This window comes from Ralstonia sp. VS2407 (assembly GCF_052950655.1).
In genome coordinates this window covers 529,016-546,105 of the sequence record NZ_JBRFVG010000002.1, presented here as the reverse complement: position 1 = coordinate 546,105, position 17,090 = coordinate 529,016, and the positions used below count along the sequence as shown (strand labels likewise).

Genomic DNA, 17,090 nt, shown 5'->3' with positions numbered 1-17,090 from the left:
CCCATTACCAGCGGACAGTCCTGCCGCGATAGTCGAGATATTCGAGGCCCGGCCGCCCCAGTTTGTTCAGAATCACGTTCACGACGCCCGGAACGCTTTCCTCGATTGACAATCGGCCCTCGGGGCCGCCGAGGTCGGTGCGTACCCAACCGGGGGCGATCAGCAGCATGGCCAAGGGCGTGTGCGCCTGGCGCGCTGCGAAGCTGCGCATGAACTGGTTCAGCGCCGCCTTGCTGCCGCGATAGAGTTCGCGCTGGCCGGATTCGTTGCCGGCAATACTGCCTTGCCCCGACGACATGATCCCGATCAGGCCGGCCGGCGGAACAAGATCGGCCATGCGTTCGACCACGCGCATCGGGCTGAGCGCATTGGTGATCATCAGCGCCACGAAATCCTCCGTGGAGACCTCGCCGATGGTCTGCGTCGGATCCGGGTTGGTTGTCCCCGCGTTGACGAACAGAACGTCGAACATCCGGCCGGACAGGCGCTCACGCAAGGCCTGGATCTGCTCGGGCTGCGTGATATCCAGCGTTTCGATCGCGACCCGGTCCGGATGCGCAGTGGCGAGATCATGCAAGAGCGTTCGGCTGCTGCCGGCGCGGACCGTGCCCACGACATTCCATCCGTTTTTCAGGAATTCGGCGGCCATGGCGTAGCCAAGACCCCGTGAGGCGCCGATCAGCAAAACGGTAGGCGTGTGGATGGGAGCGTCGGGCAAGGCGTTCTCCGTTGTGCACAGGTGATGCAATGCATTGTCGACAGAACTCGCGTCTTGCACCAGACGCCTGGCTGGCAATCCACGATTGCACCGGACGCCATGGTTCGATGCGTTTTCGATTATTCTGGCCGCATGTCACGCGTTGATCTCAACCTCCTGCCCGCACTGGATGCATTGCTCAGCGAGCGTAGTGTTACCGGTGCGGCTCGGCGTCTGAATCTCAGCGTCTCGGCCATGAGCCGCACGCTTTCGCGCTTGCGCGTCGCGACGGGCGATCCCTTGCTGTTGCAGGCTGGCCGCGCGCTGGTGCTGACACCTTATGCCGAGCAACTGAGCCAGCGTATTCCTGCACTGGCCCGTGAAGCAGAGGCGGCGCTCAGTCGTGCTGAACATCGGTTCGACGTGGCCACCCTTGAGCAATGCTTCACCGTGCGCGCGGGTGAGGGCTTCGTCGATCTGCTTGGCGCGGCGTTGATGGATCGCCTCCAACGCGCCGCGCCCGGCGTGCAGGTCCGCTTCACGCCCAAGCCGGACTGGAACGCGCAGCCGCTGCGGGACGGAGCGATTGATCTGGAGATCGGTATTGTCCGGACGGCTGCTCCTGAGGTCCGTACCCGGCCGCTTTTCCACGATCGCTATGTGGGCGTGTGTCGCGCGGGCCATCCTCAGCTCGGCGCTGCGCCCATCAGCCTGGAACAATGGGCAGCATGTGGCCACGTCATGGTTTCGCGGACAGGCCAAACGGAAAATGCGATCGACGTGCCATTGGAGCCGCCAAACCTTCGGCGGAAGGTGGCAATCGTGGTGCCGTCTTATATGAGCGCGATGCAACTGGTGCGCCATTCGGACTTGTTCGCCGCCGTTCCACGTTCCTGCCTGGGGAATGCCTTTGTAACGGATTTCACGGCGGCCAATGGGTTGCAGTATTTCGAACTGCCGCTGGCCATACCCGCTTTCACCATTTCAGAGATTTGGCATCCGCGCCTTGATCACGATCCGGCGCATCAATGGTTTCGCACTGAAGTTCTAGAGCTGTGCCGTGCGGCATATCCGCAGAATCCGCTCAAGATACGCGCCGAAGGCAGGTAGGCCGTTATCGCTGGACAGAGAGCGTGGGAGCGCTCGGTGGCCGGTACCCAAGATAGGCGGACGTCCCGCCATGCATCGCCGAAACTTCGCGCCACGGGGGGATTGGGGGCAGGGCGCGTCGCTGGCGCTAGAGGTGTATTGCCGCCTTCTCAGGCAGTCGTGGAGAACAGGCTTCCCGAACGCTTGCCTTCCGCTTGCTGCGCCTGGGCAAGTTGGCCGATCGCAGTTTCAAGTGCCGCAGAGACCGAGCTTGCCTCCGTCGACAGCGCCTGAAGCCGGGCAGCCGCTTCCTTGTCGACAGTGGCTTGTTTCGATTCGGCTTCCATCTGGCGTTGCAATGCTGATAGCCGCTGCCGCAGCGCATTGATCTGTGCTTTCAACTGTTTGACCACAGGGCTGTCGCTGGACGTGCCCGCGTCGCTCGATGATGATGGATTCAGGCCAGTCGATGATTGCGCTTGGTCCGTGTTCGAAAGGATGTCGTTGCCTTTCAAGGTGGAAGGAGCCGCAGCTTCATTCGCTGCTGAGGCGCTGGATGGGCGGCTCGCCGCAGGCGGCACGGCGTTGGGCGTGAGTGAGGGATCGACTCGCATGGCTGATTCTTCTTGTTTGAATGTCGGCAAGCAGGTGATGTGCTTGCCGCTATACATCGGAATCTTTCTTCGGCATGTTCGCCTGGAACTTGAGGAAGACCGAAGAGGCTTCAGTGGGCGGAAGGCCGCGGATCATTTGCTTGACTCTTATATAAGATATAAGACATTTGACCGGGTGGGGTATTGCGATTAGAATCGCGCCCAAGCGGCGCCCGGACCAGCCTCGGGGTGCCCGAAAAGATTCCCCTGTAACGTCATCTCAGCAGGTCTCCCATGCTTGAAAACTTTCGCGCTCACGTGGCCGCCCGCGCCGCGCTCGGTATTCCTCCCCTGCCGCTGACGGCTCAGCAGACCGCCGAACTGGTCGAGCTGCTGACCAACCCGCCCGCCGGTGAAGAGCAGACGCTGCTCGACCTGATTACCCATCGCGTGCCCGCCGGCGTGGACGAAGCCGCCCGTGTGAAGGCCGGCTTCCTGGCCGCCGTGGCGAAGGGTGAAACCGCTTGCCCGCTGATTTCGCGTGCCCGCGCGACCGAACTGCTCGGCACGATGCTGGGCGGCTACAACATCCAGCCGCTGATCGAGCTGCTGTCCGACGACGCCGTCGCCGCCGTCGCTGCCGACGCACTGAAGAAAACCCTGCTGATGTTCGACCAGTTCCATGACGTGAAGGAACTCGCCGACAAGGGCAACGCGCATGCGAAGGCCGTGCTGCAGAGCTGGGCCGACGCCGAATGGTTCACGAGCCGTCCGGAAGTGCCGGAAAGCCTGACCATCACCGTGTTCAAGGTCACGGGCGAAACCAACACCGACGACCTGTCGCCGGCACCGGACGCCACCACCCGCCCGGACATCCCGATGCACGCGCTGGCGATGCTGAAGAACGCACGCCCTGGCATCACGCCGGAAGAAGACGGCAAGCGCGGTCCGGTCAAGTTCATCGAATCGCTGAAGGAAAAGGGTCACCTGGTCGCCTACGTCGGCGACGTGGTCGGCACCGGCTCCTCGCGCAAGTCGGCCACCAACTCGGTGCTGTGGTTCACGGGCGAAGACATCCCGTTCGTCCCCAACAAGCGCTTCGGCGGCGTGTGCCTCGGCGGCAAGATCGCCCCGATCTTCTACAACACGATGGAAGACGCCGGCGCGCTGCCGATCGAACTCGACGTGTCGCAAATGAATATGGGCGACGTGGTCGAACTGCGCCCGTACGAAGGCAAGGCGCTGAAGGACGGCAAGGTCATCGCCGAATTCCAGGTCAAGTCGGACGTGCTGTTCGACGAAGTGCGCGCCGGCGGCCGCATTCCGCTGATCATCGGCCGCGGCCTGACCGCCAAGGCGCGTGAAGCGCTGGGCCTCGCACCGTCGACGCTGTTCCGCCTGCCGCATCAGCCGGCCGACAGCGGCAAGGGCTTCTCGCTCGCGCAGAAGATGGTCGGTCGCGCGTGCGGCCTGCCGGAAGGCCAGGGCATCCGTCCGGGCACGTATTGCGAACCGAAGATGACCTCGGTCGGCTCGCAGGACACCACCGGCCCGATGACCCGCGACGAACTGAAGGACCTGGCGTGCCTGGGCTTCTCGGCCGACCTCGTGATGCAGTCGTTCTGCCACACCGCTGCGTATCCGAAGCCGGTGGACGTGAAGACGCATCAGACGCTGCCCAACTTCATCAGCACGCGTGGCGGTATCGCGCTGCGCCCGGGCGATGGCGTGATCCACTCGTGGCTGAACCGCATGCTGCTGCCCGACACCGTCGGCACCGGCGGCGACTCGCACACGCGCTTCCCCATCGGCATCAGCTTCCCGGCAGGCTCGGGCCTGGTCGCCTTCGCGGCTGCCACCGGCACGATGCCGCTGGACATGCCGGAATCGGTGCTGGTCCGCTTCAAGGGCAAGATGCAGCCGGGCGTCACGCTGCGTGACCTCGTCAACGCGATTCCGCTGTACGCGATCAAGCAAGGCATGTTGACGGTCGCCAAGCAAGGCAAGAAGAACATCTTCTCGGGCCGCATCCTCGAAATCGAAGGCCTGCCCGACCTGAAGGTCGAGCAAGCGTTCGAGCTGTCGGACGCCTCTGCCGAGCGTTCGGCCGCCGGTTGCACGGTGCACCTGAACAAGGAACCGATCATCGAGTACCTGAACAGCAACATCACGCTGCTCAAGTGGATGATCGCGCAGGGCTACCAAGACCCGCGCAGCCTGCAACGCCGCATCAAGGCGATGGAAGCATGGCTGGCCGATCCGCAACTGCTGCAGCCGGATGCTGACGCCGAGTACGCCGCTGTCATCGAGATCGACCTGGCTGACATCCACGAGCCGATCGTGGCCTGCCCGAACGATCCGGACGACGTGAAGACGCTGTCCGACGTGGCCGGCGCGACCATCGACGAAGTGTTCATTGGTTCGTGCATGACCAACATCGGCCACTTCCGTGCGGCGTCGAAGCTGCTGGAAGGCAAGCGCGACATCCCGGTCAAGCTGTGGGTTGCGCCGCCGACCAAGATGGACCAGAAGCAACTGACCGAAGAAGGCCACTACGGCGTGTTCGGCACGGCCGGTGCCCGCACCGAAATGCCGGGCTGCTCGCTGTGCATGGGTAACCAGGCACAGGTGCGCGAAGGTGCGACGGTCATGTCGACGTCGACCCGCAACTTCCCGAACCGTCTGGGCAAGAACACGAATGTGTATCTGGGTTCGGCGGAACTGGCGGCAATCTGCTCGCGTCTGGGCAAGATTCCGACCAAGGAAGAGTACATGGCCGACATGGGTGTGCTTAACGCGAACGGCGACAAGATCTACAAGTACATGAACTTCGACCAGATCGAAGACTTCAAGGAAGTGGCCGACACCGTGCAGATGTAATGCGTAGTCGCAGCCGCGTCGGGTCGTTCCTGACGCGGTGACGTGAAAAAGGCGCCGAGGGTTGAATGCCCACGGCGCCATTTTTTTTGACGCTTCACTGGATTGCGCAGCTGGCCGAAACTCAAAGGGAGCCCGCTTCCTTAGCCGCGCGCTGTCAGTGGATGATGATCGACACCGTTGAATACGCCGGCACCGTGATCGTCTCGCTGTACGTGCCGGCCTTTGTGCCGCGCGCGACCGGGAACTGGCCGAAGCCTTGCAGCGTGGCCGGTACGGACGTCGGCATGGTGCGCTGGCTGCTGTAGTTCGGGCCGTTCAGCGCCGGGATCGAAAAGCCGCTGTCCGAGCGAGCCGGATACGCGAAGCCCGACGGGCTGCCCGGCACCGGCAGCAGCGCGACCGCCGTGCCCCAGCGGCCCGTTGCATCGCCCAGGCCTGCACCGCCGCCGGCCTGGATGGCGCTGTTCAGTACCGCAGCCGAATCCGTCGACGAGAAGTTCTGCAGCAGATTCGTGTAGTACGCAATGCCGTACTGGCGCAGCAGGAAGCCGCCCAGGCTGCCAGAAATCGGATACCCCGGGCACGACGAAGACAGCGACGGATCAAACGCCGTCAGCGAGCAGTCGTACGCGCTTTGCAGCCAGGCCGGGAAGCGGCTGTCGCGCACGTTGTTGAAGGTGGGGTCGATCTGGCTGGAGAGCACGTCTTCCATCGTCATCGCCGTCATTTCTTCCAGCCACGTGCCGTACATGTACTGCGAGCCGTGCAGCACGCCGCGCTGATAGAAGTTGGCCATGTGGGTGAACTCATGGCCGAGTGTCGAGATGACGGTGTTCAGCCCGTCTGTGCCGCCCAGGTAGATGGTTTCCGAATCCACATACAGCGACAGCGACTGGTTCGACAGCGGCTGCGAGCTGGTGGTGAAGTTGTTGCGCGCCCAGAAGTAGCCGACGCGGCCATAGGGCTGGCTATCGGGCTGGATGTTCAGCACCACGATGTCGAGCGCCTGGTTCGGATCGATCAGGCTGGCCGAGCTGGAATAGCTGCCCCACGGCTGGCCGACCAGCGAAGTGGCCAGCGTATAGACCGACTGCATGCCCGAAGCAAACTTGGTGATGAGCGTGTTGATGATGCCGTCGCTGATCTTGCTCGTGCCGTACTCGGTGTTTTCCACCCACAGGTTGATGACGCGACCATCCGTGGCCGTGGTTTGCTGGCGCAGCGTGGCCGTGCGCACGGTGGCGGTGCCGTCCGGCTGCTGGTGGTTCCACGTGCGCTGTGTGCCGACGCTGGCCACCGACTGCGGACGCAGGACCGTATCGTTGGAGGCGCCTTGCGTCTTGAGGGGGCCGCCACCGGTGGCGTATCCGTCCAGCGCATGCATGTTGAAATCGGAAAGCTGGCGGTCGAACGCGGCGTTGGCGTCATTGCCCGCCACGTCGGCGGCAGTCTTCGGGACTGGCGTGCCCGTGGCGTTCAGCAGCCCCAGGCCTGTCAGCGAGACGGACGGCATCGGCTGAGCCGCCGCGCTCTGATTAGTGTAGACAAGCGTCACGCTCTGACCGGTCAGCCCGGCGATCGACACTGGCACCGAGCCGGCTGCTCCGCCCGTATTGGTCGCTTGCCACACACCCACGCCAGAGCCGGCGTAGGTATTGCCCAGTGCACCGCAGTTCGACCCGCTACACGCCGCCGCCACGGTGATATTGGCGGACGAGCCTTGCGTGGCCGCTGGGGTGGCCCCCGAACTTCCGCCGCCACCGCCCCCACCACAGGCGGCCAGAGTACCTGCCGCGGCCACCATCATCGCGATGGTCCATTGCTTCGTGCCGCGCACGTTGTTGCTGCTGCGTTCCATCCACTTCTCTCCAATTCCGCACATAACAAATGCCTGCACAGGGGCGGCTCGTGACTGCCTCAAGCGCAACATGCGGACGGATTCTCAAGGTGAAGTGGCGGATTCGATCCGTGGAAATGACGCCCTCACAGGCGCCAATTCCCCCCGATGTGGGGGTGCGCAAAGTTTGCGTTGTCGAAAAGGTTGAAAAAGTCGTAGCCGCGGGATGTAGATGCAGAAAACGGAGGAGGGAGCTCGGCGCCACTTTGGCGACGGTGCCGTCCGCTAGAATGGGCCGCCCGCTCATTCACAGCGCCGCAAACGCGCTCAATACGTCACCCATCGATGCTCGTTGCGCAGCTCAAATCGTTCTTCATGGTTGCCCGCCTGGGCAGCATCACGCTGGCAGCCAAGCAGCTTGGCCTGTCGCAGCCGACCGTGACTTCGCAGATCCGCGCCCTGGAAGAGGCCTACGGCGTCGAGCTGTTCTACCGGGGCGGTCGCCGGCTGAGTCTGTCCGATGCCGGCGTACGGCTGATGCCATTGGTGGACCAGCTCGTGCGCCAGGAAACCGAGATCGACTTCTTCCTGCGCAACTCCGGCGACATGGGATCGGGCCACCTGCGCATCGGCGCAACGGCGCCGTATTACGTGCTCGACATCGTGGACCGCTTCTGCAAGAGCCACCTTGGCATCGATGTCAGCATCGAAGCCGGCAATTCGGTGCAGATGCTCGAGGCGCTGCAGGAGTACCGGGTGGACGTGGCCTCGTCGTCGCAGCGGGTGGACGACGCGCGCTTTCTGCGCATTGAACTGGCCCGCGATCCGCTCGTGCTGGTGGTGCATCGCAGCCACGCGCTCGCCGACCGGACGAGCGTGCCTGTGAGCGTGCTGTCGCAATGCCGGCTGCTGGTGCGCGAAGTCGGGTCGACCACGCGCGCCATGACCGAAACGATGATGGCCCAGGCAGGTGTGACGCCGGCCTCTACGGTGGAGATCGGCAGCCGGGAATCCATCCGGGAGGCCATCACGCGCAACCTGGGCGTGAGCGTCATCGCCCGCCAGGAAGTACCGAGCCATGCCGATCTGCGCGTGCTGCCGTTCGAAGGCGGGGCGCCGGAACTGAGCGAATACCTGTATTGCCTGCAGGATCGGCGCGATGCGCGATTGATTGCCGCCTTCCTGAGCGAAGTCCGGCCCGTCGCGTCATAGACCGAACCAAAATCCGGAAATGCGCGCATTGGCGTTTTTGGGGTAACTGCCACAAGGGGTACATGTCGGCTGGCTACAGTGGCGACCGTTTTTGCCACTGTCTGCGCCCCCGTGCCCCTACCTCAGCCTGTTATCAACCCGACGTCGGGTTCCGCCGCGCCGTTCCTGTCCGTGCGACGCGTCTCGCGCCGCTTTGGCGCATTCACGGCGCTCGATGGAGTGTCGCTGGATGTCGCGCAGGGCGAATTCGTCTGCCTGCTGGGCCCGTCGGGCTGCGGCAAGACGACCCTGCTGCGCATCATTGCCGGCCTGGAGGCGTACGACGGCGGCCAGATCGTCGCCGGTGGCCGCGATATTTCCAATCTGCCCCCGCGCGAGCGTGACTACGGCATCGTCTTCCAGTCGTACGCGCTGTTTCCCAACCTGACGGTTGCGCAGAACGTCGGTTACGGGCTGGACAGCAGCAACGGCAACCGTGCGCGCATGCAGGGGCGTGTCTCGGAGATGCTCGCCCTGGTCGGCCTGGCCGGCAGCGAGGCGAAATACCCGTCGCAGCTGTCGGGCGGCCAGCAGCAGCGTGTGGCTCTGGCTCGTGCGCTGGCGCCCGCGCCGTCGCTGTTGCTGCTGGATGAGCCGATGTCGGCGTTGGACGCCCAGGTGCGCGAACACCTGCGCATCGAGCTGCGCCGCCTGCAGCGCAAGCTGAACGTCACCACGCTGATGGTTACGCACGACCAGGACGAGGCCATGGCAATGGCCGATCGCATCGCGGTGATGTCCAACGGCCGCATCGAGCAGACGGGCTCGCCGGCGGAGATTTATTCGCGGCCGGCCACGGGGTTTGTCGCCGGGTTTGTCGGTCAGGCCAACTGGCTGCCGCTCGAACGCGCGGAGGACGGCACGCCCACGCTGGCCGGCCAACCGTTGCTGCTCGATCCGGCTTTCGCCGATGGCGGGTCGATGCAGGGCCGCCTGTTCTGCCGCCCCGAGGCCGTCACGCTGCACCCCGATGACGACGCTCCCAACCGCCATCTCGCCCGCGTGGTCGACCAGATCTACCTGGGCAGCCGCACGCGCGTGACGCTGTCGATCGATGGCCTGGCCGATGCACCGCTGGTGGCCGAAGTGGCATCGAACGCCCTGCAAGCGGGCCGCAATGACCTGGCTGACAGCAAGCTTTGGATCGCGCTGGAGCGCGACGGCCTGCGCGTGTATGCCTGAGGCCGCCATGTCGATGCTGCCCCCCGAGGCCAACGTGGTTGCAGTCACGCAATCCGACCCGGTTCGCTCTGCGAGCCGTCCTTTCTGGCGTACCGATACGCCCGTGCTGACCGGCATGAAGCTTGGCTGGCTGCTGTTGCTCACCATCGGCTTGCTGTTGCCGACAGCGATGATGTTGTTGCAGGCCACGGGGCTGGTCGCCAGTGTGCGCAGCACAGACGAGCACGGCCTGGCGCTGGTTGCCCACGTGGTGCGGGCGCCGAATTTTCTCGACATGGTTGGCCGTACGCTGGCCGTGTCCGGCGCCGTGGCCGCCATTGTGGTGCCGCTGGCGTTTGCCCTGGCTTACGCGGTGCAACGCACCCGCATGCCGTTGCGCGGCACGATGCGTACGCTGGCGATGCTGCCGCTGTTTGCGCCGTCGCTGCTGCCGGGCATTGCGCTGGTCTACCTGTTCGGCAACCAGGGCCTGTTCAAGGCATGGATGAACGGCAGCAACATCTATGGCTTCTGGGGCATCGTGCTGGGCGAGGTGTTCTACACGTTTCCGTATGCACTGATGTTGCTGCTGGCAACGCTCACGCTGGCGGATGGCCGCCTGTATGACGCCGCACGTGCCATGGGCGCAAGCCCGTGGCGCACGTTCCGCACGGTCACGCTGCCCGGCGCACGCTACGGCTTGTTTGGCGCCTTCGCGCTGGTTTTCACGCTGGTCGCGACCGACTTTGGCGTGCCGACCGTGGTGGGCGGCAGCTACCAAGTGCTGGCCGTGGAGGCCTACAAGGCGGTGGTCGGCCAGCAGCAGTTTGCGCGCGGCGCCGTCATCGGCTTGATGCTGCTGCTGCCAGCGCTGCTGACCTTTGCGGTCGAGCGCATCGTGCAGCGTCGCCAGCACGCCGCGCTGGCCAGCCGTGCACAGCCATATCACCCGCAGCCGGATCGCTTGCGCGACGGCCTCTTCCTGTTGCTGAGTGCGTTGGTGGTCGGCGGGATTCTGCTGATGCTGGCCACCGCCATTGGCGCGTCGCTGGTCAAGCTCTGGCCGTACAACCTCGAGCTGTCGCTGCGCAACTACGACTTCGACAACATGGATGGCGGCGGCTGGCTGGCGTATCGCAACAGCCTGAAGCTGGCTGCGCTGACCACGGTGTTCGGTACCGCACTGATCTTCACCGGTGCATGGCTGGTCGAAAAGACGCGCGCTGCAGGATGGTTGCAATCGGGGCTGCATGCGGCCATCCGCTTTGCCGTGCTGCTGCCGATGGCGGTGCCCGGCCTCGTGCTCGGTCTGGGCTATGTCTTCTTCTTCAACCATCCGGCCAATCCCCTCAACGGCCTGTATGGCGGCATGGCGCTGATGGTGCTCTGCACGATCATGCATTGCGCCACGGCGGCGCACCTGACATCCGTAGCGTCGCTGGGGCAGCTCGATCCGGTGTTCGAGGCGGTGTCGGCCTCGCTCAAAGTGTCGGCGCTGCGCACGTACTGGCGCGTGACGCTGCCGATGTGTCTGCCTGCCGTCCTGTCGTGCGCGCGCTACTTGTTCGTGTCGGCCATGACGACCGTGTCGGCCGTGATCTTCCTCTACAGCCCGGACACCGTGCTCGCGTCCGTGGCCGTGTTGAACATGGACGACGCCGGCGACATCGGCCCCGCCGCGGCCATGTCCACGCTCATTCTTGTCACGTCGATCGTCGTATCGCTGCTGCTGGAACTGGCCACGCGCGGCATCGTGCGCCGCACGCAGGCCTGGCGCACGGCGGCGCATTGAATTCGTAGTCCGTCATAGCAGAACAGCAACAAGCAGAAAGGAAGCAAGAACATGGGTGACTCTTCCCCGATCTCGGCGCGCCAGGCGGGCGCAGACCGCCTCAACCCTGGCAACACGCCGTTGCGGCTCGAGGCCGCGGTCCTGGACTGGGCTGGCACCGTGGTCGATTTCGGCTCGTTTGCCCCGACGCAGATCTTCGTCGAAGCGTTTGCCGAGTTTGGCGTGGCCATCACGCTGGACGAAGCACGTGGCCCCATGGGCCTGGGCAAGTGGGACCACATCCGCACGCTGTGCAACGACGGCGCGATTGCCGCGCGCTTCTCGCTCGCACACGGCCGCATGCCCACCGATGACGATGTCACCGCCATCTACAACCGCTTCATGCCGCTGCAGATCGAAAAGGTCGGCGCGCATTCCGCACTGATTCCGGGCGCCCTGGACACCATCGCCGCGCTGCGCGAAGCGGGGTTGAAGATCGGCACGTGCTCGGGGTACCCGCGCGTGGTGATGGACCGTGTAGTCGACTTGGCTGCCAGTGCCGGCTACATGCCCGACTGCGTGGTCGCTTGCGATGAGGTGCCCCGCGCGCGGCCGTGGCCTGCGCAGGCCCTGCGTTGCGTGGTCGATCTTGCGATTGGTGACGTGGCCGCCTGCGTGAAGGTCGACGACACCGTGCCCGGCATCGAAGAGGGCCGCCGGGCCGGCATGTGGACCGTTGCGCTGCTGATGTCGGGCAACGCGCTCGGCCTGCCGTACGAACAGTACGCCGCGCTGTCTGCGGACGAGCGTGCGCGCCATCGGGTCGCCATCTCGGCCGGTTTTTCCGCCTGCCGTCCGCATTACGAGATCGACACGATTGCCGATCTGCCTGAAGTCGTGGCCGACATCAACCGCCGCCTCGCGCGCGGTGATCGCCCGCAGTGCATTTGAGTTTGTAGTCCTGTTCGTTGTCTTTTCCGCTGCATCACACCATACCGAGGAAACCATGACCGCACGTCTTTCCCTGCTGGCTGTCGCAATCACGTCGGCAACGATGGCGTTTGCCACGTCGGCATTCGCCAAGACCACGTTGACCGTGTACACGGCACTGGAAGCTGACCAAGTGAAGGCGTACCAGGAGGCTTTCGAGAAGGCCAATCCGGACATCGAGATCAAGTGGGTGCGCGACTCCACTGGCGTTGTCACCGCCAAGCTGCTGGCCGAGAAGAACAACCCGCGCGCTGACGTGGTTTGGGGCCTTGCCGCATCGAGCCTGGCCATCCTGGACAAGGAAGGCATGCTGACGCCGTACGCGCCGGCCGATCTGGCGAAGATCGGTGCGACGTACCGCGACAAGGCTAATCCGCCGGCATGGGTTGGCATGGACGCCTGGGGCGCCGCCATCTGCTTCAACACCGTCGAAGCAGAAAAGCAGCACCTGCCGAAGCCGACTTCGTGGGCCGACCTGACCAAGCCGGTCTATGCTGGCAAGATCGTCATGCCGAATCCGGCCTCGTCCGGCACGGGTTACCTCGACGTCAGCGCATGGCTGCAGATGCTGGGTGAGCAGAAGGGCTGGGCCTACATGGACGCGCTGCATCAGAACATCGGCCAATACACGCACTCGGGCTCCAAGCCTTGCAAGATGGCGGCCTCGGGTGAATTCCCGATCGGTATCGCGTTTGAATACCGTGCCGTGAAATCGAAGAAGGAAGGTGCACCCATCGACATCGTGCTGCCGTCCGAAGGCCTGGGCTGGGACGTGGAAGCCACCGGCATCATGAAGGGCACCAAGAACCTGGACGCCGCCAAGAAGCTGGCTGACTTTTCGGCAAGCCCGGCTGCAATGGCGCTGTACGAGAAGAACTTTGCCGTGGTTGCCACGCCGGGCTTCTCCAAGCCGGATCCGCTGCTGCCGGCTGACTACGAAAAGCGTCTGATCAAAAACGACTTTACGTGGGCGAGCGCCAACCGCGACCGCATCCTCGCCGAGTGGACGAAGCGCTACGACGGCAAGTCGGAGAAGAAGTAAGCGATGCAAGCTCCCGTGACTCTTGGGGGCCTGGATGCCAGCACCGACGTCGCCATTGTCGGGGCTGGCATTTTGGGCTTGGCGCATGCAGCCGCTGCCGTCAAACGCGGCCTGCGCGTGACGGTGTTCGAGCGCAGTGATATTGCCGTTGGCGCGTCCACTCGCAATTTCGGTCAGATGCTGGTGACTGGCCAGCCGCCCGGCATCATGCTGGACCTTGCGCGTGAAAGCCGCGCGCTGTATCTCGACTGGGCCGACAAGGCAGGCATCTTTGCGCGCGCCAACGGTGCGCTGCTGTTTGCCCGCAATGCTGCAGAAGAGGCCGTGCTGGACGAGTTCATGGCGACGCGCGCACCGGCCTTCGGCTACAACGTCAAGCTGTTGCGCAGCGCAGACTTGGCGAATCTTTACGATGGCCGCTTCCTGCGTCACCGCGCGGCGCTTCAGGGCTTCGATGACCTGCAGCTCTATTCGCGCGAAGCCATTCCCGCGCTGGCGTCTTGGCTTGCCACGCAAGGCGTGCGCTTCCATTTCGGTACGCTGGTGCGCCATGTGGAAGGCGGCCGGCTTGAGACCACCGCTGGCGTGTGCAATGCCGAGCGTGTGATTGTCTGCAGCGGCCATGATTACCAGACGTTGTGCGCCGACCACCTTCGCGCGCTGCAACCGCAGGTGTGCCGCTTGCAGATGCTGCGCGTCACGCCCGAAGACGGCTTCCGCCTGGAGCACGCCGTGCTAACCGGGCTGTCATGCACGCACTACGGGGCATTTGCTGATTTACCAACCGCCCGTGCGCTGGCAATGCAGATCGAACATCAGCGCCCCGAGCTGGCGCGTCACGGCATTCACCTGCTGGTCAGCCCGACGCCTTATGGCGACTGGATCATTGGTGATTCGCACGACTACGGCCAGGACGCGCGCCCGTTCAATGCCGAGTCGGTCGACAACATCATGCTCGACCTCGCGCGTGACACGTTTGGCAGCAAGCTGCGCGTGGTGGAGCGTTGGCAGGGCGTATATGGCGCCAAGTGCCATGTACCCGGCAGCGGCGCGTTCTCCATCACCCGCGTCGACGATCGCACCACCGTCGCGCTGATGCACAGCGGCATCGGCATGAGCGTCGGGCCGGCGCTGGCGCATCGGCATATGGATGCACTCGTCGACGGCACCGAACTGCCGCAATGGACGCCGCCGGCAAGCACGCCTGCAGCAATGGCTGCCTGACGGACGGAGCGTTGTTTAGCGACAAGACGCCCGCACGGTTCACGCCGCGCGGGCGTTCTTGTTTTCAGGCGGCAAAGAGTTCAACGATGGGCCAGCCGCGCGATTCGGCCACGGCTCGCAAGGTAGTGTCGGGGCTCACGGCCACCGGGTGCGAAACGGCTTCGAGCAGCGGCAGGTCGTTGCGTGAATCGCTGTAGAACACGGTGCGCGAAAAGTCCGTCATGCGCTGGCCGCGCTGTGCGAGCCACTCCGTGACGCGCACGATCTTGCCCGCGCCAAACGTGGCTGTGCCGAGCGGGTTGCCCGTGAATGCGCCATCGCTGCGGCCGTTGACCGTCTCGCCCTCCACCGCCAGCAGGTGGGGCACGTTGAACGCCGCGGCAATCGGCTCGGTCAGGTAGCGGTGCGTGGCGGTGACGATGCAGCAAAGGTCGCCGGCGCGCAGGTGCGAGTCGACCAGTTGCCGCGCACGCGGCAGCATGGCCGGCGCGATGATGTCGCGCAGGAACGTGGCACGCCAAGCGTCGAGCCGCGTGCGCGGGTGCTGGGCCAGCAGGCCGAGCGAGAAGCGCGCGTGTCGCGCAAAGTCGAGGGTGCCGTCACGGTATTCCCGCATCCAGCATTCGTTGGCTTGCTCGAAGACGCTTCGATCCACGGCACCCTGGGCGACCAGGAAGCGGCCCCATTCGTATTCGCTGTCAATGGGCAGCAGGGTGTGGTCCAGGTCGAACAGGGCAAGCGATTGCATACAGCAGGCGGGCGGGGGCGGTTGAAAAACCGCGAGGTTACGGCCCTAGCGCGTCGCGGCTGTGTCCATCGCCATAACTTTGGCGATGAACGCATCGGCCTTTTTATTGGGTGCCTGTGCAAGCCGCGGGTCCACGCAGTCAAGGAACGCGCGCACCAGCCGCGCGTCCTTGCGCTCCTTCAGGAAGTACAGGTATTCGTGGATGACCGGCGCGTTGCCGGCAAACGGCAGCACGCGCACGTCGGGCCGGCGCGGCGCTTCACGCGCGGGCACGATGCTGCAGCCCAGCCCCAGGCTGATCGCCTCGTAAATGGCTTCGCGACTGCCGATGATGCTCGTGCTGGCGGGCTCGATGCCAGCCTTGGCGAACGCGTCTTCGGTGACGCGGCGGGTGACGGAGCCGGGCTCGCGCATCAGCAGCTGGCAGCCGGCAATGTCATCCAACGTAATGTTCGGGCGCCGTGCAAGCGCGTGGTCCAGCGGCACCACCAGCACCATCGTGTCTTCGGCCAGCGTGATGCGATGCAGGCGTTCGTCATCCACCGCGTGAGACGAAACCGCCAGGTCGATACGCACCTCCGACAGCGCTTCGAGCATCTGCTGCGAGTTGCCGAATTCGATGGTGATCTCAATGGTCGGATGCCGCGCGCGAAACGCCGCCACGCTGGGCAGGATGTAGTACGGGCCCGTAGCGCCCACGCGCAGGTTGCCGGTGCGCAGATCGCCGGCATTGCGCAGGAGAAAATCGACGTCACCTTCCTGCTGCGCCAGGCGCTCGACGATGGGCATAAGGCTCACACCAAGGTCGGACAGGTCCAGCCGGCTGCCGCGGCGGTGGAACAACTCCACGCCATACATCTCTTCCAGCTGGCGGATGCGTCCGGTCACGGTCGGCTGCGACAGGCGCAGGTGCTTGGCAGCGGAGGTAACGCTGCCCTGGCGCGCCACCTCGAAGAACGACATCAGTAGATCGCCCAGCATGGTTGTGTTTCCCTGATATGTCTTTTTGATCGTCAGGTGCACAGTCTAGGCAGCGTTTGTGACGCTACATACTGTGAAACCTTACGGTCAGCCAAGGCCGCAGACGCTGGCGGCCGGCAACTGCCATGCGCGTGTCAACGTGGTGTGCGTCGATTGCAAAGTGGCAGGGCATTGCGAAGAGGGCGCCGGGCGCACATCGTGCTACCGTATGAACCTATGCGCGCAACAGAGGAGACACCATGCCGGTGCTGAAGGTCGATGTCGTCACGGCAGAAGAGCGGCTGTACGAAGGCAACGCCAAGTTTGTGGTCATCCCCGGCACCGAGGGTGAATTGGGCATCCTGCCCGGCCATGAACGTCTGCTGACGCGCATGCGCCCGGGCAGTCTCCGCGTTACACAGGAGAACGATGAAGAGGTGATTCTGTTTGTGGCCGGCGGCTTTGTCGACGTCCAGCCCGAGCAGGTCATCGTGCTGGCAGACACCGCCGTGCGCGCACACGATCTGGATGAGGCAAAGGCGCAGCAGGCCCGCAAGGCGGCTGAGGAGCTGATGCAGAACAGCAAGAGCAAGTTCGACTACGCGCGCGCGCAGGCTGAGTTGGCTGAAGCCGTGGCGCAACTGGCCGCCATCGAACGTTTGCGCAAGCGCCGCCGCTGAGCCTCTTCCGTCACAAATGGCCCCCGCTGGCCTCACACCATAACGGCGGCAATGTGTCGCCCCAGCAGGGGAGGGGTAAAGAACCGCGCCGGTTCTCCGTTTTAAAGCAGAACTATCGAATTCCCGCTGAACGTCGCCCCACAGACGTGATCGGTTCTGCCGGTTCT

Annotated in this window: 14 protein-coding genes; 9 read left to right on the top strand and 5 right to left on the bottom strand. The window is 64.4% G+C overall.

Features of this window, described 5'->3' with window-relative positions; translation table 11 throughout:
* Positions 1 to 4: 4 nt before the first annotated feature.
* Positions 5 to 718: an SDR family NAD(P)-dependent oxidoreductase gene (locus tag ACU8YE_RS05540; RefSeq protein WP_322018272.1), complete on the bottom strand. Its 714-nt coding sequence runs from the start codon at positions 716 to 718 to the stop codon at positions 5 to 7.
* Between the two features lie 132 nt (positions 719 to 850).
* On the opposite strand from ACU8YE_RS05540, the gene ACU8YE_RS05535 reads away from it, so the two are divergent.
* Positions 851 to 1,807 carry a LysR family transcriptional regulator gene (locus ACU8YE_RS05535; protein ID WP_322018392.1) on the top strand — a complete coding sequence of 319 codons (957 nt, stop codon included), beginning with the start codon at positions 851 to 853 and terminating at the stop codon, positions 1,805 to 1,807.
* A 149-nt stretch (positions 1,808 to 1,956) separates the two neighbouring features.
* On the opposite strand, the gene ACU8YE_RS05530 is transcribed toward ACU8YE_RS05535, so the two are convergent.
* Entirely contained in the window at positions 1,957 to 2,457 is a 501-nt protein-coding gene (locus ACU8YE_RS05530) for a hypothetical protein (protein ID WP_322018274.1), read from the bottom strand.
* Positions 2,458 to 2,673: 216 nt separating this feature from the next.
* Between ACU8YE_RS05530 and acnB the strand changes: the two genes are divergently transcribed.
* Entirely contained in the window at positions 2,674 to 5,259 is a 2,586-nt protein-coding gene (gene acnB, locus ACU8YE_RS05525) for a bifunctional aconitate hydratase 2/2-methylisocitrate dehydratase (protein ID WP_260804306.1), read from the top strand.
* 154 nt (positions 5,260 to 5,413) lie between these two features.
* Here the strand turns inward: acnB and ACU8YE_RS05520 are convergent, their stop codons facing one another.
* Positions 5,414 to 7,117 carry a M30 family zinc metallopeptidase gene (locus ACU8YE_RS05520; protein ID WP_232039361.1) on the bottom strand — a complete coding sequence of 568 codons (1,704 nt, stop codon included), beginning with the start codon at positions 7,115 to 7,117 and terminating at the stop codon, positions 5,414 to 5,416.
* 324 nt (positions 7,118 to 7,441) lie between these two features.
* Between ACU8YE_RS05520 and ACU8YE_RS05515 the strand changes: the two genes are divergently transcribed.
* The 6 genes from ACU8YE_RS05515 to ACU8YE_RS05490 all read left to right on the top strand — a co-directional run bounded on the left by ACU8YE_RS05515 (position 7,442) and on the right by ACU8YE_RS05490 (position 14,535).
* Positions 7,442 to 8,308, top strand: a complete 867-nt coding sequence (locus tag ACU8YE_RS05515) for a LysR family transcriptional regulator (protein WP_433868068.1) — start codon at positions 7,442 to 7,444, stop codon at positions 8,306 to 8,308.
* Positions 8,309 to 8,386: 78 nt separating this feature from the next.
* Positions 8,387 to 9,529 (top strand): putative 2-aminoethylphosphonate ABC transporter ATP-binding protein, encoded by a 1,143-nt coding sequence (locus ACU8YE_RS05510; RefSeq protein WP_260804302.1) that lies wholly within the window; start codon positions 8,387 to 8,389, stop codon positions 9,527 to 9,529.
* A gap of 7 nt (positions 9,530 to 9,536) precedes the next feature.
* Positions 9,537 to 11,300, top strand: a complete 1,764-nt coding sequence (locus tag ACU8YE_RS05505) for a putative 2-aminoethylphosphonate ABC transporter permease subunit (RefSeq protein ID WP_446928267.1) — start codon at positions 9,537 to 9,539, stop codon at positions 11,298 to 11,300.
* Between the two features lie 51 nt (positions 11,301 to 11,351).
* Positions 11,352 to 12,230, top strand: coding sequence for a phosphonoacetaldehyde hydrolase (gene phnX / locus ACU8YE_RS05500; protein ID WP_316871112.1), 879 nt, complete (start codon positions 11,352 to 11,354; stop codon positions 12,228 to 12,230).
* Between the two features lie 55 nt (positions 12,231 to 12,285).
* Complete coding sequence (locus ACU8YE_RS05495; protein WP_232039366.1) at positions 12,286 to 13,311, top strand: putative 2-aminoethylphosphonate ABC transporter substrate-binding protein; 1,026 nt, start codon at positions 12,286 to 12,288, stop codon at positions 13,309 to 13,311.
* Between the two features lie 3 nt (positions 13,312 to 13,314).
* Entirely contained in the window at positions 13,315 to 14,535 is a 1,221-nt protein-coding gene (locus ACU8YE_RS05490; protein ID WP_446928266.1) for a TIGR03364 family FAD-dependent oxidoreductase, read from the top strand.
* A 64-nt stretch (positions 14,536 to 14,599) separates the two neighbouring features.
* On the opposite strand, the gene ACU8YE_RS05485 is transcribed toward ACU8YE_RS05490, so the two are convergent.
* Together ACU8YE_RS05485 and ACU8YE_RS05480 are read right to left on the bottom strand one after the other, a co-directional pair.
* Positions 14,600 to 15,283, bottom strand: coding sequence for an HAD family hydrolase (locus ACU8YE_RS05485; RefSeq protein ID WP_322018282.1), 684 nt, complete (start codon positions 15,281 to 15,283; stop codon positions 14,600 to 14,602).
* A gap of 45 nt (positions 15,284 to 15,328) precedes the next feature.
* Positions 15,329 to 16,264, bottom strand: a complete 936-nt coding sequence (locus ACU8YE_RS05480) for a LysR substrate-binding domain-containing protein (RefSeq protein WP_232039369.1) — start codon at positions 16,262 to 16,264, stop codon at positions 15,329 to 15,331.
* A 239-nt stretch (positions 16,265 to 16,503) separates the two neighbouring features.
* Here ACU8YE_RS05480 and ACU8YE_RS05475 point away from each other — a divergent pair, with 239 nt between their 5' ends.
* The gene (locus tag ACU8YE_RS05475) at positions 16,504 to 16,923 is read left to right on the top strand and encodes a F0F1 ATP synthase subunit epsilon (protein WP_414562354.1); all 420 of its coding nucleotides are present in this window, start codon (positions 16,504 to 16,506) and stop codon (positions 16,921 to 16,923) included.
* The last annotated feature ends 167 nt before the right edge of the window (positions 16,924 to 17,090 follow it).